General features: G+C 36.3%; 23 protein-coding genes and 1 pseudogene. 9 read left to right on the forward strand and 15 right to left on the reverse strand.

Annotated elements, in window-relative coordinates:
• Window positions 1-49: 49 nt before the first annotated feature.
• The 3 genes from WG904_RS12360 to WG904_RS12370 are packed head-to-tail and all read right to left on the reverse strand — an operon-like array spanning window position 50 to window position 1816.
• On the reverse strand, window positions 50-661 hold the full coding sequence (locus tag WG904_RS12360; protein ID WP_339579632.1) for an HAD family hydrolase: 612 nt from the start codon (window positions 659-661) through the stop codon (window positions 50-52).
• A gap of 4 nt (window positions 662-665) precedes the next feature.
• On the reverse strand, window positions 666-1163 hold the full coding sequence (locus tag WG904_RS12365; RefSeq protein ID WP_339579633.1) for a hypothetical protein: 498 nt from the start codon (window positions 1161-1163) through the stop codon (window positions 666-668).
• A complete protein-coding gene (locus WG904_RS12370) occupies window positions 1160-1816 on the reverse strand; it encodes an ABC transporter ATP-binding protein (protein WP_339579634.1) in 657 nt (218 codons plus the stop codon). Before WG904_RS12370 ends, WG904_RS12365 begins: the two co-directional genes overlap by 4 nt.
• Before the next feature lie 158 nt (window positions 1817-1974).
• Between WG904_RS12370 and WG904_RS12375 the strand changes: the two genes are divergently transcribed.
• The 5 genes from WG904_RS12375 to sucC all read left to right on the forward strand — a co-directional run bounded on the left by WG904_RS12375 (window position 1975) and on the right by sucC (window position 6354).
• Window positions 1975-2607, forward strand: coding sequence for a hypothetical protein (locus WG904_RS12375; protein WP_339579635.1), 633 nt, complete (start codon window positions 1975-1977; stop codon window positions 2605-2607).
• Window positions 2607-2903, forward strand: a complete 297-nt coding sequence (locus tag WG904_RS12380; protein WP_339579636.1) for a winged helix-turn-helix domain-containing protein — start codon at window positions 2607-2609, stop codon at window positions 2901-2903. Before WG904_RS12375 ends, WG904_RS12380 begins: the two co-directional genes overlap by 1 nt.
• 52 nt (window positions 2904-2955) lie before the next feature.
• A complete protein-coding gene (locus tag WG904_RS12385) occupies window positions 2956-4596 on the forward strand; it encodes a DUF4153 domain-containing protein (protein ID WP_339579637.1) in 1641 nt (546 codons plus the stop codon).
• Between the two features lie 18 nt (window positions 4597-4614).
• Complete coding sequence (locus WG904_RS12390; RefSeq protein WP_339579638.1) at window positions 4615-5073, forward strand: hypothetical protein; 459 nt, start codon at window positions 4615-4617, stop codon at window positions 5071-5073.
• 90 nt (window positions 5074-5163) lie between these two features.
• Window positions 5164-6354 (forward strand): ADP-forming succinate--CoA ligase subunit beta, encoded by a 1191-nt coding sequence (gene sucC, locus WG904_RS12395; RefSeq protein WP_339579639.1) that lies wholly within the window; start codon window positions 5164-5166, stop codon window positions 6352-6354.
• Between the two features lie 97 nt (window positions 6355-6451).
• On the opposite strand, the gene WG904_RS12400 is transcribed toward sucC, so the two are convergent.
• Window positions 6452-6871 (reverse strand): hypothetical protein, encoded by a 420-nt coding sequence (locus WG904_RS12400; protein ID WP_339579640.1) that lies wholly within the window; start codon window positions 6869-6871, stop codon window positions 6452-6454.
• Window positions 6872-7522: 651 nt separating this feature from the next.
• Window positions 7523-8497, reverse strand: a complete 975-nt coding sequence (locus WG904_RS12405; RefSeq protein ID WP_339579641.1) for a hypothetical protein — start codon at window positions 8495-8497, stop codon at window positions 7523-7525.
• A gap of 260 nt (window positions 8498-8757) precedes the next feature.
• On the opposite strand from WG904_RS12405, the gene WG904_RS12410 reads away from it, so the two are divergent.
• Entirely contained in the window at window positions 8758-8922 is a 165-nt protein-coding gene (locus WG904_RS12410) for a hypothetical protein (RefSeq protein ID WP_339579642.1), read from the forward strand.
• Between the two features lie 152 nt (window positions 8923-9074).
• Here the strand turns inward: WG904_RS12410 and WG904_RS12415 are convergent, their stop codons facing one another.
• The 7 genes from WG904_RS12415 to WG904_RS12445 form a co-directional block, all read right to left on the reverse strand.
• A complete protein-coding gene (locus WG904_RS12415; protein ID WP_339579643.1) occupies window positions 9075-9773 on the reverse strand; it encodes a restriction endonuclease in 699 nt (232 codons plus the stop codon).
• A gap of 311 nt (window positions 9774-10084) precedes the next feature.
• Window positions 10085-12811 (reverse strand): carboxypeptidase-like regulatory domain-containing protein, encoded by a 2727-nt coding sequence (locus WG904_RS12420; RefSeq protein WP_339579644.1) that lies wholly within the window; start codon window positions 12809-12811, stop codon window positions 10085-10087.
• A 23-nt stretch (window positions 12812-12834) separates the two neighbouring features.
• Window positions 12835-13734: a GLPGLI family protein gene (locus WG904_RS12425; RefSeq protein ID WP_339579645.1), complete on the reverse strand. Its 900-nt coding sequence runs from the start codon at window positions 13732-13734 to the stop codon at window positions 12835-12837.
• Window positions 13735-13785: 51 nt separating this feature from the next.
• Window positions 13786-14385 (reverse strand): hypothetical protein, encoded by a 600-nt coding sequence (locus WG904_RS12430; protein WP_339579646.1) that lies wholly within the window; start codon window positions 14383-14385, stop codon window positions 13786-13788.
• 2 nt (window positions 14386-14387) lie between these two features.
• The gene (locus WG904_RS12435) at window positions 14388-15458 is read right to left on the reverse strand and encodes a BF3164 family lipoprotein (RefSeq protein WP_339579647.1); all 1071 of its coding nucleotides are present in this window, start codon (window positions 15456-15458) and stop codon (window positions 14388-14390) included.
• A gap of 77 nt (window positions 15459-15535) precedes the next feature.
• On the reverse strand, window positions 15536-15784 hold the full coding sequence (locus WG904_RS12440; protein WP_339579648.1) for a hypothetical protein: 249 nt from the start codon (window positions 15782-15784) through the stop codon (window positions 15536-15538).
• A gap of 113 nt (window positions 15785-15897) precedes the next feature.
• Window positions 15898-16149: a hypothetical protein gene (locus WG904_RS12445; RefSeq protein WP_339579649.1), complete on the reverse strand. Its 252-nt coding sequence runs from the start codon at window positions 16147-16149 to the stop codon at window positions 15898-15900.
• Between the two features lie 475 nt (window positions 16150-16624).
• On the opposite strand from WG904_RS12445, the gene WG904_RS12450 reads away from it, so the two are divergent.
• A complete protein-coding gene (locus WG904_RS12450) occupies window positions 16625-16873 on the forward strand; it encodes a helix-turn-helix transcriptional regulator (RefSeq protein ID WP_339579650.1) in 249 nt (82 codons plus the stop codon).
• Window positions 16874-17409: 536 nt separating this feature from the next.
• Here WG904_RS12450 and WG904_RS12455 read toward each other — a convergent pair.
• A pseudogene (locus WG904_RS12455) lies at window positions 17410-18424 on the reverse strand (TraM recognition domain-containing protein); the annotation flags it as partial.
• Between the two features lie 118 nt (window positions 18425-18542).
• Here WG904_RS12455 and WG904_RS12460 point away from each other — a divergent pair.
• Window positions 18543-18869, forward strand: a complete 327-nt coding sequence (locus WG904_RS12460; RefSeq protein WP_339579651.1) for a hypothetical protein — start codon at window positions 18543-18545, stop codon at window positions 18867-18869.
• Window positions 18866-19546 (forward strand): hypothetical protein, encoded by a 681-nt coding sequence (locus WG904_RS12465; RefSeq protein WP_339579652.1) that lies wholly within the window; start codon window positions 18866-18868, stop codon window positions 19544-19546. Before WG904_RS12460 ends, WG904_RS12465 begins: the two co-directional genes overlap by 4 nt.
• Before the next feature lie 49 nt (window positions 19547-19595).
• Here WG904_RS12465 and WG904_RS12470 read toward each other — a convergent pair whose 3' ends face one another.
• Together WG904_RS12470 and WG904_RS12475 are read right to left on the reverse strand one after the other, a co-directional pair.
• Window positions 19596-20060 carry a hypothetical protein gene (locus WG904_RS12470; protein WP_339579653.1) on the reverse strand — a complete coding sequence of 155 codons (465 nt, stop codon included), beginning with the start codon at window positions 20058-20060 and terminating at the stop codon, window positions 19596-19598.
• 56 nt (window positions 20061-20116) lie between these two features.
• Window positions 20117-20647: a GNAT family N-acetyltransferase gene (locus tag WG904_RS12475; RefSeq protein ID WP_339579654.1), complete on the reverse strand. Its 531-nt coding sequence runs from the start codon at window positions 20645-20647 to the stop codon at window positions 20117-20119.
• Window positions 20648-20683 lie beyond the last annotated feature (36 nt).

Raw genomic sequence — 20683 nt, forward strand, 5'->3', positions numbered from 1 at the left:
TGTGTTGTAATATATAAATAGATTGGAATGTAAATTAACGAAAAAAAACCTACAATAGTTTCGTTACAAATAAAAACTCAACGCCAGCAGTTACACTGGCTTCCTCTTCTTTATCACTATTTCCGATGTAAAGCACATTTTCCTTTTTTAAATTATTTTGGTCGATTATAAAACCAACGCTTTTGCCAGATAAATAGGGTTCTTGTTCTTCTGAAAAATATAGTTTTAAATGAGGCTCCAAACCATGCCATTCGAATTGCTTAATCTTGTTTAATTGCACCGATGGCTTACCCGTTACCAACAAATAAATCTCCTTTCTTTCTACCACAAGTTCCTGTAAAAGAGACAATATATTCTGAAACAACAAGAGCTTTAAAGGTAAACGTGCAGTCTCATGTAACAATTCAAAATTGGACTTATATTTCGTTGGTAGGTTAAACTTCTCTGCTGTCTTATCAAAAATATTTACATTTCCGTGATGTGAATATTCTTGTTGCATGAATGATAGTATTTCTTTTGAAGAAATTTGCTCCGTATATTCTATAAATTCAGCGAAAAGGTAATACACCTGGAGTAAGTAATCTTTCTCCGGGTACAAGACCTCATCAAGACCAAAAATAAATGCGGTTTTTTGAGCGTTATATGTTTCTAAAATCGTCACCTTACTAAATCGTAATTAATTGGAGATTCGCTACAGTAGTTGATTCATTTAAATAAAATGCTCCGCTTAGTTCAGCTGCTTTTGCATAAGTAAAAAGTTTGTCGTCTTTAAAACTGGCAAATACCACTTCTCCCTTTACAAAAACGGCCCAATTTACAAATTTTGTCCCTGCCATAATATCAAAATGTGGCGCTAAAGCATTTTCGATGGGTAATAGCGTATCAATATTAAATTCGGAAAATAATACTTTTGCTTTACACATGGCTATGATTTCAAAAGTATGAAGAGGTAAAACCCTATCAACATCCTCATCTAAACAGTGATTTAACAGATTATGCGCAATCGTATCTTCATTTTTTTCGCCTAGGCTGATGAATTTATATGCGGTAGAGGAAAAATTCGGAATTTCACCGTAATCTGCCAATATAATTTGATGCGGTGTAAATGCTTTAGCAATCTTTAAGGCTAGAGCAGACTTCCCTCCGGTTATTAAAACTTTCAATTTTGAATAATCATACCATCCTTCATGGTCACAACACGGTTACTAATTTTAGCCAAGTCTTCATTATGCGTTACAATCACAAAAGTTTGATCGAATTTATCGCGTAAGTGGATAAATAATTGGTGCAATGCATTTGCGTTTGCTGAATCTAAATTACCCGAAGGTTCATCGGCTAAAACAATGGCCGGATTGTTTATTAAGGCTCTGGCCACTGCAATACGCTGTTGTTCGCCACCCGAAAGCTGATTAGGTTTATGATCAGCCCGGTTGCGTAATTCGAATAAGTCTAACAATTCAAATGCCCTTGCTTCTGCTTCCTTTTTACTTTTTTTGGCAATAAAGGCCGGAATACATATGTTTTCTAATGCGGTAAATTCGGGCAATAAATGATGGAACTGGAAAATAAAACCTATATTCTGATTTCTGAACACACTTAATTGTTCGCCAGAAAGTTTATTTACGGCTACCCCGTTTAAAGACACCGACCCTTCATCAGGCTGGTCTAAACTGCCTAAAATATGCAGCAAGGTGCTTTTTCCGGCACCTGAAGCGCCAATTATACTTACAATTTCGCCCTTTGTTACGTCAAAATCAACCCCTTTTAAAATGGGCAAATTTCCATATGCTTTTTTTATACCTATTGCTTTTAGCATGCTACAAAGGTAAGGAAATTTGGGAATTAGCTACTTAGCAAATTCGTGAATTCGTAAATAGGCAGCCTATGTAATTAGCGAATTGTCTAAATAGTTATATAAAAATTTTGCAATTCAATTAATGTTAATTAACTTTGAAAAACAAAGTGCTTTTAGATATGGATTCAAAAGAAGAACAATTAAATGCCCTAAGCGACATCCGCAATATGATGGATCGCTCGTCACGTTTCATCTCTCTAAGTGGCTTATCAGGGGTTTTTGCTGGTATTATTGCACTTATTGGTGCTTATCTTGCGCATCATGAGGTTAACGCGTATATAAACGGAGAATATGGATATGGCGTAGATGCCGACTTAACGTTAGAATTTAATTTGTTGAAATTAGGAATTAGTGTGTTATTTGTAGCTCTTGTAGGTGGTTTGCTCTTCACCTACAGACAGAGCATGAGAAAAAAATTACCCTTTTGGGATAAAACAGCCAAAAATCTTATCCTAAATTTAGCTATTCCTTTAGTTTCGGGTGGCGTTTTTATCATTGCCCTCTTGTTAAACCACCCCAATGCCGTTGTTTTAATTGCACCTTCTTGCTTGGTGTTTTATGGATTGGCATTAATCAACGCTAGTAAATACACTTATTCTGATATTCGTTTTCTCGGTATATGCGAAGTGCTATTAGGATTAATTGCAGTATTTAATAGTGGTTATGGATTGTATTTTTGGGCTCTCGGCTTTGGTGTGATGCACATTATTTATGGTTCGATCATGTATTTTAAATACGAAAGGGTTAACTAATGAAAAATCCGATTGCCGATTTAAATAAAATATTCGATAGTCGAATACGGCTGGGCGTTATGTCGCTCCTGGTAGTAAACGAAACCGTAAGTTTTAACGAATTAAAGGAAATGCTTGCCCTAACCGATGGTAATTTAGCTTCTCACTTAAGTACGCTCGAACAAGTGGATTATCTCAACGTAAGAAAAGCTTTTGTGGGCCGAAAAACCAATACCACTTACAGCATTACCCCTCTTGGCAAACAGGCTTTCAAAGCCCATTTGGATGCCCTAGAGAAAATGATCAAAAACGTTTAATTTTTTTTATTCATTTACTTTGAAATACAAAGCACTTTTTAAATCATCATTTATGAATTACAAAATCGACAACAAACTAATCTATGTGTTAAGCGGCGGATTACTCTTCAATTTCCTGTTTTGGAAAGAAGAACTGGCACTTAATCTCGTTATCTATTCGTTGTTCCTAGTAACAATCTACCTCATCAGCAACAAGCTACTCGATAACAAAAAGGTGGTGCTCATTGTCCTTTCTCATGTTTTCGCAGGTATTCTACTATTAGTTAATCACTCTGTATTAACCATTGTTACTTGGTATATCAGTTTATTTATACTCATTGGCTATTTCCACAATGTGCAATTGAGAAGCATTTTCACCGCCTTGATTGCAGCGTTTTTACAATTTGCAAGCTCGCCGGTTAACCTGTTCAAGAGAATAACAGCAATCGAAATTGGTGGCTTTTCCTTTAAACCCGCCTTAAAACTTATACAGTATTTAATTATTCCAAGTTTTATTCTGCTCCTATTTAGTATTATTTATAGCATTGCGAATCCGGTTTTCGACTCGTACTTAGGTAATTTTTTCGAAAATTTGGAGAGTTTTTTCAACACCGTTTTCACTTTCTTTTTTAAAGACATTAGTATCGATAGGATCGCGTTTCTAGCAGTTGGCTTATTGTTTAGCACGGGTCTGTTTATCTCCTTTAAAAACAAATTGGAGAAAATGGAATCTGGTTTGCACGACAAGCTTTTACGAGTTCGGCATCACAAAAAGCAAATTACCATCTGGAAAGAAATTTCGAACTTATTTCTTGGAAATTTGGCGAATAAAAAAATGGCATTAAAAACCGAAAATACCATTGCCATAATCTCTTTTGCAGGGTTAAATTTGCTTCTACTATTCTTAAACGGAATTGATATCACTACGCTTTGGATGGGCGATTTAGGGAGCTTAAACTTCTCGCAGGCATTGCATGGCAGTACAAATGCATTAATTATTAGTATTGTAATGGCAATGGCGGTTATCCTTTATTTCTTCAATGGAAATTTAAACTTCTACAGAAAAAGCAAAACGATACGTTTTTTAGCGTACGGCTGGATTCTTCAAAATACATTTTTAATCCTCTCTGTGCTGTTAAGAGATTACCACTACATTGCTATGCATGGCTTAACTTATAAACGCATTGGCGTAATTGTATTCTCGCTATTGTGCGTAATCGGATTGCTCACCGTTTACTGGAAAGTTGCCAAACAGAAATCGTTATTCTATCTATTTAAAACAAATGGCGCAATTTGGTATGTATTGCTACTTGCGAGTGGCCTCATAAATTGGGATGTTTATATCGTGAAGTATAACATCGAAAACAGAAATGGCGCCGTGCTTGATGTAAGTTATCTGATGAGCTTGTCTGACAAAACCTTGCCTAGCTTAATTGAAAATAAGGAATTGCTGAAGAAATATCTATCTCCAAACACCTCGCCCTATAGTTATACTGCAAATGTGATGGAAGGTCCTTTAGCTACCACTTCTGTAAAAAAGCCAGTTGTCGATTCAATTGAAATTAAGAAACAAATTAAGCAAAGTTTAGTGCAAAATTTTAACGAGAGTTTGGCTAAGCGTACTGTAAAATTTAATGAAAAGCGTAAAAAAACTACGTGGTTATCTTGGAACTATCGCGATTGGCTAACGTACACCTATTTAAATCAACATTAAACCTTTAAGCGCTATATCATGGGTATTGAAGTCTATTTTATCTTACTTCTAATTGGCTCGGTAACTTTTTTCTTTTGGAAATGGCTCCTAACAAAAGGGGTAAAAAATCCAAGGAAAAGAAAAATAGCAATTTGGGCCTGTACCATTATCGGTACGCCTATTCTATACCTTTTTATAGTTTGGTTGGCAATTTTTGCTTTATCTTATTATCCCGATCATAAATTCGATTCTGAAAAATGGAAAAATGAACCAGAATCACGTTACGAATTAACGAAGAGTTTAATTGGCAGTAAATTATTAATTGGAAAATCGAAAAGGGAAGTTGAACAACTTCTAGGAAAAACGTATGACTTTAAAAGTAATCTGTGGATTTATAATGTTGGCTTTGTACCTGGATTATTTAACATTGATCCTGATATTTTAGAAATTTCTTTCAAGAATGATAAGGTGGTGAATGTAAAACGACGAGGAACCTAAATTAAACCCTAATTCTTGCCGTTTCGTGCTTGATACTAAAAAATTAAATTGTAGATTTGAGCAAATTTTCGAGCAATAAAATTATCCCAAATGAATATCCACGAATATCAAGGTAAACAAATTTTAAAGAGTTTTGGCGTTGCCATCCAAGAAGGCATTGTTGCAGAAACCGTTGATCAGGCTGTTGAAGCTGCTAAAAAAATGAAAACTGACTATAATTCCGACTGGGTTGTGATTAAAGCACAAGTTCATGCAGGAGGCCGTGGTAAAGGTGGCGGTGTAAAATTAGCTAAAAACTTAGATGAGGTTAAGCAAAGAGCCAATGATATTTTAGGAATGCAATTAATTACGCCTCAAACCAGCGCTGAAGGTAAAACGGTGCACAAAATTCTAGTTGCACAAGATGTATATTATCCAGGTGCTTCTGAAACGAAAGAATTTTATGTAAGTGTTTTGTTAAACCGAGCAAACGGTACAAACATCATTATGTATAGCACGGAGGGTGGAATGGATATTGAAGAGGTTGCTGAGCACACACCGCATTTAATTTTCAAGGAAGAAATTGACCCTAAAGTAGGCTTGCAAGCATTTCAAGCGCGTAAAATTGCTTTTAATTTAGGGTTATCAGGTGCAGCGCACAAAGAAATGGTGAAATTTATTTCTTCGCTATATAAAGCATATGAAAATACCGATTCGGCCATGTTCGAAATCAATCCTGTTTTAAAAACTAGCGATGATAAAATTATAGCTGTAGATGCTAAGGTAGATTTAGACGAAAATGCATTATTCCGTCATCCCGACTATGCAGCGATGCGCGATAAATTAGAAGAAGATCCAACAGATGTTGAAGCGAGCGAAAGTAACCTGAATTATGTAAAACTTGACGGAAACGTAGGTTGTATGGTAAACGGCGCTGGTTTAGCTATGGCTACAATGGATATTATTAAAATTGCTGGTGGCGAGCCTGCAAACTTCTTGGACGTTGGCGGTACTGCAAATGCCACAACTGTTAAAGCAGGATTTAACATTATTTTGAAAGATCCAAATGTTAAAGCAATCTTCATCAATATTTTTGGTGGTATTGTACGTTGTGATCGTGTTGCACAGGGCGTAATTGATGCCTATAAAGAAATTGGCAATGTTCCCGTTCCGATTATCTGCCGTTTACAAGGCACAAATGCCGTAGAAGCGAAGCAATTAATCGATGAATCTGGTTTAAAAGTATACTCTGCAATTGCTTTAAAAGAAGCAGCAGATCTAGTAACGAAAGTGCTTGCGTAATAGTTATAAAATCTAACAAAAAGCGCCCCGAGGTAATTACTTCGGGGCGTTTTTGTTTTATGATGACCCATTGACATCATTGAAACCTTCTCATTAATTACCCTAATTTATTTAGCGCTTTAAGTTTGGCTTCGATAGGGTTAAAATAAGCTTCATAGTCAGTACTAGCTCCTTTTGGCTGCGGAAAACGTTGAATTTTGCCATCCTCAAGTACTTCAAATCTTCCTAGATCTTCCCCATCGAGGTTGATGTGGAAGTTTTGACCATTCTTGATGATGATAGCATGTGCCGATTTCTGATTGACGACGAGGTCAAAGATTATTTTTTCGCCATTAATCTCAGGTGCTTTTATGGTAACGGGAATCTGGCTGGCAGGATCATCACTAGGTTGCGGTATCGACTTAATTGCCCCCGTATAAGCATCATCAGCTAATGAATCATACCCTTGTGTGCCGGTATTGTCTAGCCCATCTTTTGGCGATGATTGGTTTATAGTATTTTGAGTTTTATTTGGCATGACATTTTCTTTAAACACTATCTTAACAAATGAATAAAAAATAAGTTTATAATATCTATTAGTAGCCTGTAGAAAACTAATAAAACAAACTAATTTCCCCTCAAACAAGTACTCAGATTATTTGCTGATCTTTCAATCCTAGTTTGTGTCATCTATTGGAATTTATCGGGGTGGCAGGATTACCTTCGCTGCGCTCCGGTGATCCTAAGTGGGGAGATTCAAATCCAAGCCTAGGCTGCTCGTATCTCGCATCCTGCTTTATTGTTTTTCCGCTGCGCCGTCAAGCCTTCGCTGCGCTCGGCATGGGCTGATTGAAAACAATAAAGCCCCTTTTGCTTCGCAAAAGAGGCTTGTAATTGTCGGGGTGGCAGTACGACACCTTTAAACTCTAAATACCTTACTTACAATAACTTACTGCTCGAATAATTGAACAGGGTGTTAAATAGGGTAAAAATCATTTAAAATCAATATCGATCAACCTGTTCTATCAAATCTAATATTCGTCAATAGAATATCGAGTTATTTCGTTGTTTTTGATTAGCAAATTTAATCAAATTAATTTAATAGTTCAAATTCAAGTCGACGCCTTATTCATAAAATCAGTGTTGATTGCGCCTCGCCAGCGTAACCATAAACAATAATATCAATCATTTAATTATTAACCATGAATGAGGGATTACACTTAATAGGAGAATAGTCGCTAATCGAATAAGTGACGGTAGTATCAGGAAAATATTCGTAAGCAACATTAGCATTTAATTCGTTTTTATGAACAGTTTGGATGTTCTTTAAGGTGACATTGAATTTCACCATTCTATTTTTGTACAATAATCTAAACCAAAACTTACTAGGCCAAGATAGCCAATACCGTTCGTTGTATGCCCTATTATAATTAGGATGATAGTTTTTCGCTAATTGAATAAATGTAGGGTCATGCTTTTTTATAAAATTGTTCACGTGACTTTCAAGAGAATATAGAAAGTATAATGTGCCAACAATTGTTTCATCAACATTTTTACCACTAACATCATAGTAAATAGGAAAAGCTACAAGGTCGCTACTTTCATCAGAACTTATAGAAGATTCAAATAGTGATCTTTCGTCGTGTAAAAAAGCTGATTCGTATAAAAAGTATTCAATAAATTCAATTGTACCACCTTTTGGAATCATTGCAATTTCGAACACAGAACAACACATATTCTCAACAGTCTCATAGTGAATTCTCTTAACTCCGCTTTCAAGTTTGGCAAGCGTTTCATAATCAGAGCGATCAATATATTTTTCAGCTGAGTATCGACTATCATATATCAGCTTAACAGTAACTTTTTCAGCGGCTAGGTTTCCTGTATTTTTAATAGATAATTGATGTGAAAGTACTGCTTGATTTTTATTTCGTTCTCCAAACATTTCCAAATAGACAATGACTGACGGAGATTTATTTAATTCAGATATCGTAAAATTTCTCAACCTATCGTCTTTTATAGTTGATAGCATGTTTGTAACACTTAACGGATAAAATTGTAATCTTACCCTTTTATAACTGCCCTGAATTCTTAACGCATAAATTCCAAAGAAAATTGAAACTACAATTGGTATTAAATATAATGTGACTTCTGTGATACTCATCGTTTTATAATAAAGCGTAAAAGAATAATTAAAACTACAATAAAGTATATTAAAAATTTAATTGAGTTTTGGATTATTATATTCCATTTTGATTGCTTTTATTCCACGGCATAGAACTTATTTAAAAAGGCACTTAAAAAAGAAAGGTGAATTTTTAAAACTATTTTACGAAAAAATAAGCTATGGTAAAATGTTTAGATAAAATATCTATATATGGAATTTGAACCACATTTTTGTTAAACACAAAATGGAATTGCAATATGGCAAGGACATTCGGAAGAACAGATCCGGTCCATGAAAGAAGCACTGCAAAAGCTAAGCGAGAACGGAGGAGTGGTGATCGAGGAATAGGCCGTGCCATCGAGCGAGGCTGTGATCGAACAAAAAGCTGTATTAAAGAGGGGCGAGCTAAACTATTTCCCTAAGTAGTCGTAGGGAGAGTTATACATCATTCCGCTCTTGGAAAGCGTCATTCGCCTTTTTTCGAAAAGCTCCTCCATGACCAGCCAAACATGATCCACCAGCTCGAACGATTTTTTTTCATTTGATTCGGTTCTTTTCAGAAATCCAGTAAATGTTACCGTACTGATTTCCTGCTGCTTGCCCTTATATTCCAGATCAACTTTTCGTTTGGTGCAAATGTCTTTGTAGTTACTCTATCGACTGCTTCTTCATCCTCCAGCGCATCTGAAAATGCCCTGACACATTTCGAAAACTTGATTTCCAGGCCATCTAAGGAATGTATCCTTTCATAGTGCATTCCCATGATCTGCTGCTGGTCTGAAATTTTATCGAATCCCAGGTCGATCTCGGAAATAATGGTTTGAGTGTGTGTAATACCCAGATTGAGGTCCAGAATGCTAAAATTGATGACCTGCCCCTTTTTAGTCTCCTCATCTCCAGCCTCCCTTAACTCCACCAGCCTTATGCCCACATGTTTCGCGTACGTCTTCGTTCCCTTGGTGAAACCAGACCTGCAAACGATCATACCGTTTTGGATATCCTCATCGGCCATGATCGATTGGAGCTTCATAACAATATCTTTGTCCACCTTTTTTTTCAGGAACTTGCATTCGATCGCCGTTAGGTGCCGGGCACCATTTATAGACTGTTCGGTTAGCACATCAACCTGATGCTCTAGGCCAGACCTTCCCGTAACCTTACAATCCTTACCAAAGCCGATTATTTTTATACCCTCTTTGTGTCCAAGGTTTCCATAGATAAATCTGGTGATATCTCCATATTCCTTCCAATCAATTTCGTTCGCGTTTGCCATGGCATTGCATTTAGTTTAACATTTAAAATTGAAGATTGGATTTTTACTCTGAAAAAACAACAGAAAACTAGTCCTTTAACAGTAAATGCATGATCCAAAAATGAGAATAGATTGTCAAAAATCAACAATACTAAGCTTTAAACAACAACACGTCGAATTCAAAAACTACTGGACCATCAACAAACTCATCACTTCTCAATATAATTTCTCCAGCAACATTGCATGATTTGCCTGCAACGAGCAGCTTACAACGGATCCACAAAAGAAGAATGCTAGTTTAGAAAAATTATTCACTCCCGAGATCGTGTCTATTAGAAATTAAAAGTTGCCCGCACTATCCCCATTCTTCCTCTAATGTCATACCTATTGACAGCAAATTGATTAGAAGAGAGGCTCAATAACTCATATTTTTTTATATTCGTTAAATTGGAAAGGTCAAATTCAAAATCAGTTCGCCATTTCAGCTGCCTGTAACGAACTTTGGCATCTAGGAACAGGTAGCTTACATTGGATACATTGGCCTGACTACTAAAAATATATCTACCATTTAACATCAAAAATAATTGCCTTAATGCTGAGAAGCCGACGGAGACATTTTGGTCAAATCGTTTCGCTCTATTTCGAAAATGAAGATCTTTTACATTAGCCGAAATTAATTCACTGCGATTCCATAGCCCCTCTCCTGTATAGCTAAGTGCAATTTTTCCGAAAAATTTACTTTCGATCCCGATATTTACGCCTAGACTTTTGTTGTAAAAAGGAAGTAGCTCATTATTTATAAATTGAGCATAGCGAGCATTATTCCAAGAAGCTTTGAGGGAAACCGTTGAATTAACAGCGAAGAGAAATTTACTTAATCCCGCATTGACAGAAAATACGCTCTGATCATTTTCAAATGGCAAAAGCTCCGTGCGTTCAATTTCTTCATTTAAAAGGCTGGATAAAATTGAATTTGCAGTTATTTTTGTATAGTTGATGCCAGCATTCATAAAGAGCATTATCACGGATCTTTGAAAATTATAAAAAAGACCCGAACTGGAAGCATACCTCTCCTGTAAGGATGCGTTATTTGCTCGAAGTGAGCGGTAATTGACCAGGATTGTTCCTCGATAAACATCGGCAATAGTACCTATACTGTTACTGAAACCGTAGTTTGCCGAAATGTAATCTTCTGAACTGAGAAATAATTTAAACATGGCATTTGGTGTTATCAAAAACTGGTTTCTTGTATTGTTCAGGTTATAGGCTTTTTGTTGGTAGTGAATGGTCTGAGCAATCAGCGGCGCAGACAAGCTCGCCTGCCACTTTTCATTTTTAATGTAATATTCTGAATTTAGTATCAGGCGAGTTCTCGTCCATGCCAAGTCATTACCTGCATCTCCGGTAAATTCTAACACAGTTCCATCGAGCTGGGTCAACCTGAGCCTTGAATTTAATTCCTGCCATTCGTTTATTATTCCAACCGTATAATTCTGCTTAATCAAACTACTATTTAAAATACGATAGGAGACCGAAAGATTGCTAGAAATCGAGGGGATATTTGCCAATTGCTTCACCGAAGCAAAAGGATTGCCATTATTTAAAACCTTTTGATTAACACCAGTACCGATGTCCAGGTTTTGGGGCTTATTGTAATAGTTTATGTACCACCGCACATCCATTATATTTTTATTCTTTAATGCAGGTATATAGTTGAAATCATTGAAAAAATTGCGGGTACTTTCATTTAAAGTTTGCTCAAAGCTATTGTCATTGAAATCTAAATAACTGGCGTTAGTTGCCTCCCTAAGACTAAAACTCAGCTTATTATTTAAAAAAAATGTTTCTTCATTTTTTGTTGCCGTAAAAGCTGTGTTTAATTCCCTAGGCCTATTTATTGCACTTTGTAGTTCAACATACCGGATCGTATCACCCTTTAGGTAATTATCAATCTGGCTTTGGAAGGCTAACGTATTCCTATCTAAATAGACCTGGATGTTGGCTTTCAGCTGTAATCCGCCTTTCAAATTATGCAAGTTGTTAGCATTGATCAAACTCGATTTATTGAAAAAATAATTGCTTTTGGGTATATTGGGAGCTCCAATTGGGCTCAAGGAAAGTAAAGTGACCGGTTTAGCTGCGCTTATACTATTTACAGAACTCCCTGTTCCTAATTGAGCAAAATCATTCTTATAATCTACACCACTATTGTTCGATTGGAGGACATTCAGCATCTTGTAGCGCGCATTGAACATCATGGTATTTACTGAAGCATCAAAACGATTAGCAATTCCCGCTCCAATCATTGCTTGACCACCCAAGTTAATATTATTTTCATTCTTTAGCACTAGATTCATAGCTACACCGTCCGACATAACCTTATTTTTTAGCACTTTTATTGGCTGAAAATGCTGCATTACCTCGACACTTTTCACCATATCCTTAGTAATAATCTTAGTCGCAAGGCCATAACGCCCATCCATCAAATCATCACCGTGGATATAAAGGTTCTGGATATCTTTTCCATTGTATGCTATTTTTCCACTTTCATCAACACTAACACCAGGTAAACGTCTAATTACATCACCAATGCTCCTATCCTCCAAACGGGAAAATGTAGCAACCTCATAACTCAATGTATCACCTTTAGCAACGACATGAGGTCTGGATTTAATTTCCACTGCCCGGAGATTAATCGCTTCTTCCTCTAGAATAAAATCATACTCAATACGATCTGCCAAAAGCTGTTGGCGAACTTTTTTAAATCCTAAAAAATTTACTTCAATTGCAAATGAAGAAATTTGTGGCGTGTCGGGTATGGCAAGAACGTACCGGCCCTGTTCATTCGCGTTCGTAAAACCAACGATGTGGTCTCGGCTGTTTTTCAATACAACACTGGCATATCCAATCGGCACACCTTTTCCATTTTTTAAATCTCCTGCAATTCTTACTTGTTGGCCGCGAACGGATTGGACCATAAACGCTAAGAAAATGAAAACGAAAAGCCGATCTACCCGGAGGACTGATTTATCTCTATGAAGATTTTTTATCTGTTTCAAGGCTTATATATAAACTCGAAATTCTATTTTAGTTCGATCGGATTGTTTTTTCGCATTTTCGCAAGTTTTTTATCCCGTGCAACCAGTTCCTCTGCCTCTTCTCCTGAAACAAACAGACCCGTAGCGTCACGATAGGCAACTTCAAAATTTCTATCCCCTGTATTTGAAAATTGCGCCCTCAAAGCAACGACTGGATTTTCATCAAATGCACTTTTTAAACGACCATAAGCTTTTTCGCTAACTTTAATCAAGTTTTCTTTTGACGTTGTAATCTTCGCACCAGCTACCTGTTTCGTACAGCTTTTAAATAAGAATAAAACTTCGTCTTTGGTATCTTTCGCCTCCAAAATCAACCCTGGCAGTCCTGAAAGCTTCCATGGACCATTTTTAAATGGAAGTTCAGGGGCAAACCATGCGACATATGTTCGTCCACTAAACTCGCCTATTGCCTTTTGGCAAGTATAAATACCAATCTCTCTAGTCTCTTCATAAATTTTCCAATTTATCTTAGGTAAACTTATGTCAACCTGGTAGTCATAATTCCCTTTTGTTTCTAAAATGCTAATTTTGTTTTCGTTGGGAAATTGGAATAACTCCTCCGTGGTAAAACCAGGGCCAAAGACAACAGCCATCGCGGTACCTAAATTCGGATTTCCTTTCTGTTGAACCGTTTTAGGACGCGGTGGGTTACCACTTGACCTGGACTTTGGATAGGAAGCCTTTCTATATTTGCTTAGAGTTTGACCAGTTTGAAGCATCATCATTTCCCTTATTGGAAGATCCCTATGATTTAGATCATTTACATGAACAAATTCATATTGAACACTCACTAATATAGGTTCATCCAGTTTCAACTGAGCGTTTACCTTTTGAACGATCATGATAAGACTTAAAAGTAATAGGTAGTGTAAGTACTTTTTCATTCCAATGTGTTTAATAATTATCAAATTCTCCTAAATTTAGTGAATCAATTTCTATTTCTTGAGTGAACCGCTATATTTCGAAAGAACAGAAAGGTACTCTTTCTCTTTGCTTTCAAAATGGATCGGATCTCCAGCCAATAAAATTTTGTTTTCTTGATTTGTAAGCAATGTCTTAAACCCTGCATGCGTAAATACAAAAGGATTTTTTTTGACATATTCGTTTTTAAGGTCTAAAAAAAAAGGATAAGGGAACTTTTTGATTGTACCCTGTTCACAGAAGTATTTAAACACTTCGAACTTATCTTTACTTTCACAAATTACCACTATCGGAACATTGTACTTTCTTAATTTTGAATTTAGTCTGCTCCACTTTTCAATATCTTCTAAACAGGTAGAGCATGAAACATTTATGAAAGTGTAAATTTTTAAAGTCGATTGATTTATTTTACCACTGTCCAATAAATAGTTCGGAAATGGTCTATAAACCTCCATGCTATCCGGAAGCATAAGAATTTTACCGATCCCTATTACTTCTGGCTTGCCCTCTTTAGCATTTCCTAGGCTTGATTTACCTTTACAAGAATAGCAAAGACAAGCACAAGATAAAATAAACAGCATCATGCTGTTGTTTGCGAGTTGATTTATTTTCATGATCAATTAAATGAGAGATTTGCCTTTACGATGGATTTTGAGATAACATCAAACGCATAAATTGTTTTATTGCCACGGTCAATCGAAATGCAGGACACATATCGATCTAGGTTTAACTTTTTGATCGGATTACCTTCCCAATCATATATATAAACATATTTTCCATAATCCAAATTTGGACTATTATGAAGGTTTCCGGAATACAATAGGTAAATATATCTATCTGTAGTCAGGCCATTAACGAATGCAAACCTACTTTTTTCATTTCTTGTTATCAAATCCATATTACCAGATCGCATAGGTGTAAATTCAGGTTTAAAATTTTCGGGTCCCTGTATAATTATATTTTTCTTGCTTCGCAAATCAAAAATCTCAATGCGATCAGTAAGCCGACAGGCCAATACCGCTTTATCATGTTTTGGCTTGATAAACAAAAATGATTGATAAGCCATCTTCCAAGAGTTGAATGGAATATGTTTTGGATTAGGAAGATAGGAGCCGAATTCTCCTTCCTTTTTCCCAGACACTAAATCCAACACCTGTAATTTTGATTTTGAATCAAAGGACCCAGATGCTAAAAGTTTCATGCTGTCTAGCAGTTGTATTGAGTAATACAAAGTTGGAAATGCATACTCATTTCCACTATCTTTTGGCACGGAAAGAGCTGAATCGCCAGTATGTCTATAGGTAATTATTTTATTCTTCGTTACATCATGTAACCAAAAAATAGTATTATATACTCCATTTGACATTGGTCCAAGGGCTTGACCAAACTTACGACCGCCTTTTATATATCTCCCATCCAGCGTTTTACTGGGTAGGCTATATTTATAAAACACATAATCCGTTATTGCATTTGAATTCACGATTACGATACTATTATTCCCTAAAATAAGATTTCTAGCAATTCCTTTCTCGAATTTTAAAAAGTCATCGAATTTTATATCAGTCTCACTTTTAAATCCAGAAAATGTTATAACATTGGCGATTTGTGTTCTTTCTTTAGAGTCACATCCGATAAATAATGTAGCTAGCAGAAGAGTTACATTACAAATTTTACTCATATTTTTCATACTTCGTGAGGGTTTTGTATCACTTTATCTACAGGATTCTAATTAAAAATGCATGCGATTCGCATGCATTTTTAGGCTTATTCTACAGGCGGATTTGCCTTACAATTCCATTTAAGCGTATCAGTATTGTTTACGCATCCTTGAGCGTTACTTCCCGTTCTTAAACAGACGTCTGTTTCTATGCTTGTTAACCGGCAACCGTCAGCGTCTGCCGGTGGAATCTCAACCCTTTGTTGATTAGAAAATCCAGTACTGGCTTGAAGTACAAATACACTGGCCACTAGCAATATAGCTAAAATTAAACTTTGTTTGAATTTTGTTTTCATACATTTGTTTTTTAATTACCACCTACTCTATTAAGGGTTTTCGGCATACCCCTATCCAACTGGCACATCAATCAAATGTCTGTTGATTCATGTCCTTATAGTTGACTCTTGCACTACTCAACTGGTGGAGGAGTTGTAATGTTACAGTTAAATGATGCACTATCAATTGTATTGGCACAACCTTTAATGTTGCCAGTGGGCTTAATACACATGTCTCCAGACACATCTGTAGACTTACATCCCTCCACAGGGGCTTGTTCTACAAATCTCTTCTGAGCAGAAAATACGTTAGTGGTCTGCAGCACAAATGCGAATGCAAATAAACCAACGACCGCAAAAGTCCATTGTTTAAATTTTGTTTTCATAAAATTTTGTTAAATTCAGCACCTACTCTTTTAAAGGTTTTCGGTTATCCCTTATGTTGGCCTAACATTAGTATGAATTTATGAGTTTAACTATCTTGTCCCAAAACAAATTACCCTAAATTTACTTTAGGGGTAGCCTGAAAAAAAGGTTTTAAATTTTATTGGGCCTTTGGATAGAAGGTTCTGAATTTTCACTAGTGTTCAAAGCAAAATAACACTAGAATAGCATTGAGTACCTGATCAAATAGCATAGATTCCGAATTCGAGGTTTTGAAGCATTTTCTGCAGATAGATTAGGTGCCAAATGGTTTGCCTCAAATTCGACTTTCGTCAAAATAGAATTCAGGTGAAACATCCTGTCCTGTCAAGAAACATATTGCTTTTGCTCTATTTTTTTACATTTTACTTCTTGGGATAACTTATCACTAAATTTCGTTGAATTCTGAGTGAAAATAAGTTAGCCTCAATAAAATAGATGAAAAATGAAGTGGGTCATGTAATCGAAATGTTTAGGAAGCGAAGCGGCCTAACGCAGGAATACATGGCCCTTAGATTAGGATTTACTGTGCATACCTATGCTAATATGGAAAAAGGACGTGTTGATACCAGTACAGAAAGGCTTTACGCTATTGCCCAGATATTCGGAATAAGACCTTCACAAATTTTCGAATTAGCAGAACAAAAAATTAAGGAACCTGATGAAAGCTTGAAGTATATTCTGTAAATAATCCAAAAGATCCATTTTAATGTTTATCCACCTTCCAAATGGAGAAATCAGAGGACGCAACAGTTATAGCAATGATCCTCATCCCCCACAAGGTTAATTTACATGGGGAATCATTTTATGTTGGTTCCCCATTATTTATTCATCAAAAATTTTCAATATGCATTTATTTAATTCAAGCGGCTCATGGATTGCCGTAAAAATCGGGAAGTTCCTATTTTGATACGGATCAAACTGGATTGGTTGGTTTTCATGGAATGATGAACATGCATTGGATAAAAAAGGAAATTTTGTTGGCAGTATATTTTTAGACAACAGATTTTCTAAACTTGTGTATTTCCCTTTTGAGGGGCTATCCCGGTTATCCTGGCTTCCCGGATAACTTGGTTATCAAGGCTATCCGGGTTACGCGGGATATTGTCTAAGAGCATCTAATATAATTGATTATACAAAAAAAGAACTTAAGGCATTTGCCAAATGATGCAGATGCCATTAAGTTCTGTACAAATTATAAAAGCAGCTATACAGATACGACTTCAATAGCTTACGCTATGTTCCTCTCCCTTCCCCTTATTCGGCCTAATCTTGCTCCTTTTCACGGGCTCATTCTTCCCCTGTTTCACCCTCAACTTCCCACACTCTGCTTTAAGTAGTTCCTCCACCTGCAATTTGATCTGCTTATAATTTTCCTCCACCATCTCACCCGTCACCACCTTCACCACCGGAATCTCCACAAATCCAGCCTCCTCCCTAGCCATCGACCTATGGTCATTTTGGATCTCGCAATGGAACATCTTCAGCTTGATCTTCTGCGTGGGATCATCCGCCACCACCCCCCACAAACTCCCCGGAAGAAAGCGTTGCAATCTTGCTCGCAGGAATGGCATAATCTAACTGCGTCGCCTTGGTAATCGACGTATCCGAAGAGTTAATGTTCATCGAATCCTTCTGCTGGCTGATCTTCCCAAAATTTTCACTTAACGTCTTCGCCGTCGAACCCGTCACCTGCCCGGAAATCACATTGCCCACAATGCCCGTGATTACCTCCGCCTGCTCAGCACCATAATCCTTTTTCAGCTGCGAAAAATCCTGCACTGCTATACAGCTGGCCACTTTATTACTTCTTGCCGTGGCGATCAAACTATCCATGTGGTTAAAATAAATGGTCGGAAACTCATCAAAGATCAGTGAAGACTTCAATTGTCCCTTCCGATTTACCAGTTTGATCATTCGTGAAATGTACAGCGACAATACCGCCCCATACACCTGCAACTTCTGCGGATTGTTCCCCACGCAGACCACCTTGGGCTCCAAAGGATTATTGATATCCAACGTAAAATCATTTCCGCTGAGCACCCAATACAACTGCGGAGAGCTTAATCTCGCCAACCCGATCTTGGCCGAGGCAATCTGCCCCTCCAGCTGCGCCATCGCATTGTTATGATACGCCGAAACAAAAGGATTGATCAACACCTTGATCTCCTCGCAGGTCTTTAGCACCGCAAACAGCGGATCATAGTCGCTCTGCATCAGCTCGATCACATGCGGCATCTTTTACCGAACCTTTAGCCTTAGATAGCGCTACGGCCATCTTTTTGAATTCATCATCAAATACTCTGTAACCCATATTGGTCAAATTTAAAATTACTAATTTAAATCTGCTCTATAAATGTCTCTACTCAAAGGTAGCAACTCCACCTTTACCCTGGAACAAATTCGTAGAGAGGAAATCTGGAAAAATTCTTGTGACGACTATTTTGTTTATGAAAACAACATTAACAGGCTACTTGGTGATGGAATGGTGAAACAAATTGAAGGCGGTTATATTTCACTTTCCAATAAAGGCTTTGCTGTTATGGCGGAAATTGAAACATATGGCTATACCCGTATACAAAAAAATGCTAATAGGGAGAATATCATTAAGTATGTGATCTACTGCGTAACAATTAGCACTTTTTTGATTCTATTGTTCAGGACATTTATACTTAAAAAATGATAGTTCTTACTTGTATGTTTTTTCAAATAGACGTCTCAAAGCTCGCAGATATTGTAAGTGTCGGAACACCTATCGTTTTACTAATTTGGTTTGCCATTAGCAGGAAAACACAACTTGAGGAGAGTTTTTATAAAGATTTTGTTGGGCATTACGGCGGATTTACCGAACCGATTGACAAGTCATCAGGAATAGATCATGGCGGCTTTTTATTAAGGATACTGAACATTGATTCTAATGGATACTTCCTTGGTGAGTTTGATTTTGGCGAAATCAAAACAACTATTTCCTCGGACAAAAGACTCTCGTTTCAGCAAATGAGAGATGGCATTTATACCTGTCTAGGAAAAATAGATCATGAAATTTATGCGTCTGAAGACCGACATCCTATGAAGGTTGATCAAAATAGAATATATAAAGGAAAATTTTATGTTGTTGATCGCTTAGATTTTCAATTCAAAAGTTACAATTTTGAAAATTATATCCAATTGGAATATGATTTAATTCACTATAGAGAAATGAAGGTCATCGAACTTAAGTTAACAAAAACGCATAAAGAAATAAGTCAGCTTCCAGCTGAAATTACGGCACATAAAAAAATAGGTTTGAGTCACGATGTTTATGAAAGTGTGAAATTCAGTTCGTTTAGAGATTTTTACAGCAGAAATTCCTCAGTGTAAAACATCAAGCCTAATGCTAACTAATATCAAATGAACGGTTTTCTTAGCCTTATTTTTTTTTCTTAGCCGATTCTTTAATAATTTTAATTTCACTCTTCATCGTTTCGATTTCCTTATTGTTCTTGCTGGTAAGGAAAAGATTCATTCCAAAGGTTATAATTGCAATCAAAAGCAAAACAAATCCAGAAACTATTTTCAGCCAGTCAAATAGGTTGTCTTTAAACTCTTTTCTGCCAATATTTAAGTACTTTTCATCGAACAGGGACTTAGTACCCTCATGTAGTATAAGATAGGAAGAACTGTAATTGGTTTCGTTATCAAAAACCTCTTCTGATTTCATCAAGAAATAGATTTGCTTTTTCAATTCGTCGTCATTAAGTCCTGATTTCTCCGAAAGTTCAGACCATGACAAATCATATTCACTACTATTCTGAGCATCTGGGCGATAATTCTTGTCGAACGAGGCCTGGAGTGTAAGAAGTATTTTATGTCTATGTATATATTTCTTTTTCATTAGCATCAGAAAAATTTTAACTAATATCTGAAAATTACTATTTAATACTTGCGAGCCTAAAAAAAACGGAATTCATAGATAGATACAAAGTCTTCAAAATAATCATAGTCATAAATCCATTCACCGCCCAAACCCTTTACTAATTTGATTGACTGTGCATTTTTGGTGTTGATTTCAAAGTAAACAGCTTCTACATTACCCAGACTTCTATGTTTCTCCAAAATTAGAGCTATTGCTGCCTTTGCCAACCCCCTTTCGCGAAATTCCCGATGAATTGCAATATCAATTATAAAGGGGGATTTTTGAAGTAACTCAGCATATGGTTCTTCATGTAAAATTTCTACATGGCTATATATTTTATGGTATAAATGCACTGATCGTTTGCTAGAAAGATAACCTACCAATTTACCATTATCAATAATAGCATAAGCTGTCCCTACTGATTTGTCCTGATTAATATCTCGCAATTTTTCAATTATAGTTTCTTCTTCATCGTTGAAGGCTGAAATATAATATTTGATGTCTTCATCATTAATGAGATCAAGGAATTGCTCTTTATGTTCGAGGTTTAAGTATTCTAAATGCATAGATTTTTTTTAGTGGTGTGATGTTCAATTCTTGAA

It is taken from the genome of Pedobacter anseongensis (assembly GCF_037482965.1).
GTDB classification, from domain to species: Bacteria; Bacteroidota; Bacteroidia; order Sphingobacteriales; family Sphingobacteriaceae; genus Pedobacter; species Pedobacter anseongensis.

Excerpts from the sequence above, each read along its gene's own strand:
- WG904_RS12370 (WP_339579634.1), bottom strand. The coding sequence starts at position 1,816 with ATGCTAAAAGCAATAGGTATAAAAAAAGCATATGGAAATTTGCCCATT.
- WG904_RS12415 (WP_339579643.1), bottom strand. The coding sequence starts at position 9,773 with ATGGCAAACGCGAACGAAATTGATTGGAAGGAATATGGAGATATCACC.
- WG904_RS12400 (WP_339579640.1), bottom strand. The coding sequence starts at position 6,871 with ATGCCAAATAAAACTCAAAATACTATAAACCAATCATCGCCAAAAGAT.
- WG904_RS12405 (WP_339579641.1), bottom strand. The coding sequence starts at position 8,497 with ATGAGTATCACAGAAGTCACATTATATTTAATACCAATTGTAGTTTCA.
- WG904_RS12430 (WP_339579646.1), bottom strand. The coding sequence starts at position 14,385 with ATGAAAATAAATCAACTCGCAAACAACAGCATGATGCTGTTTATTTTA.
- WG904_RS12450 (WP_339579650.1), top strand. The coding sequence starts at position 16,625 with ATGAAAAATGAAGTGGGTCATGTAATCGAAATGTTTAGGAAGCGAAGC.
- WG904_RS12460 (WP_339579651.1), top strand. The coding sequence starts at position 18,543 with ATGTCTCTACTCAAAGGTAGCAACTCCACCTTTACCCTGGAACAAATT.
- WG904_RS12475 (WP_339579654.1), bottom strand. The coding sequence starts at position 20,647 with ATGCATTTAGAATACTTAAACCTCGAACATAAAGAGCAATTCCTTGAT.
- WG904_RS12410 (WP_339579642.1), top strand. The coding sequence starts at position 8,758 with ATGGCAAGGACATTCGGAAGAACAGATCCGGTCCATGAAAGAAGCACT.
- WG904_RS12375 (WP_339579635.1), top strand. The coding sequence starts at position 1,975 with ATGGATTCAAAAGAAGAACAATTAAATGCCCTAAGCGACATCCGCAAT.
- WG904_RS12440 (WP_339579648.1), bottom strand. The coding sequence starts at position 15,784 with ATGAAAACAAAATTCAAACAAAGTTTAATTTTAGCTATATTGCTAGTG.
- WG904_RS12465 (WP_339579652.1), top strand. The coding sequence starts at position 18,866 with ATGATAGTTCTTACTTGTATGTTTTTTCAAATAGACGTCTCAAAGCTC.
- WG904_RS12470 (WP_339579653.1), bottom strand. The coding sequence starts at position 20,060 with ATGAAAAAGAAATATATACATAGACATAAAATACTTCTTACACTCCAG.
- WG904_RS12435 (WP_339579647.1), bottom strand. The coding sequence starts at position 15,458 with ATGAAAAATATGAGTAAAATTTGTAATGTAACTCTTCTGCTAGCTACA.
- WG904_RS12385 (WP_339579637.1), top strand. The coding sequence starts at position 2,956 with ATGAATTACAAAATCGACAACAAACTAATCTATGTGTTAAGCGGCGGA.
- WG904_RS12425 (WP_339579645.1), bottom strand. The coding sequence starts at position 13,734 with ATGAAAAAGTACTTACACTACCTATTACTTTTAAGTCTTATCATGATC.
- WG904_RS12380 (WP_339579636.1), top strand. The coding sequence starts at position 2,607 with ATGAAAAATCCGATTGCCGATTTAAATAAAATATTCGATAGTCGAATA.
- WG904_RS12445 (WP_339579649.1), bottom strand. The coding sequence starts at position 16,149 with ATGAAAACAAAATTTAAACAATGGACTTTTGCGGTCGTTGGTTTATTT.
- WG904_RS12390 (WP_339579638.1), top strand. The coding sequence starts at position 4,615 with ATGGGTATTGAAGTCTATTTTATCTTACTTCTAATTGGCTCGGTAACT.
- sucC (WP_339579639.1), top strand. The coding sequence starts at position 5,164 with ATGAATATCCACGAATATCAAGGTAAACAAATTTTAAAGAGTTTTGGC.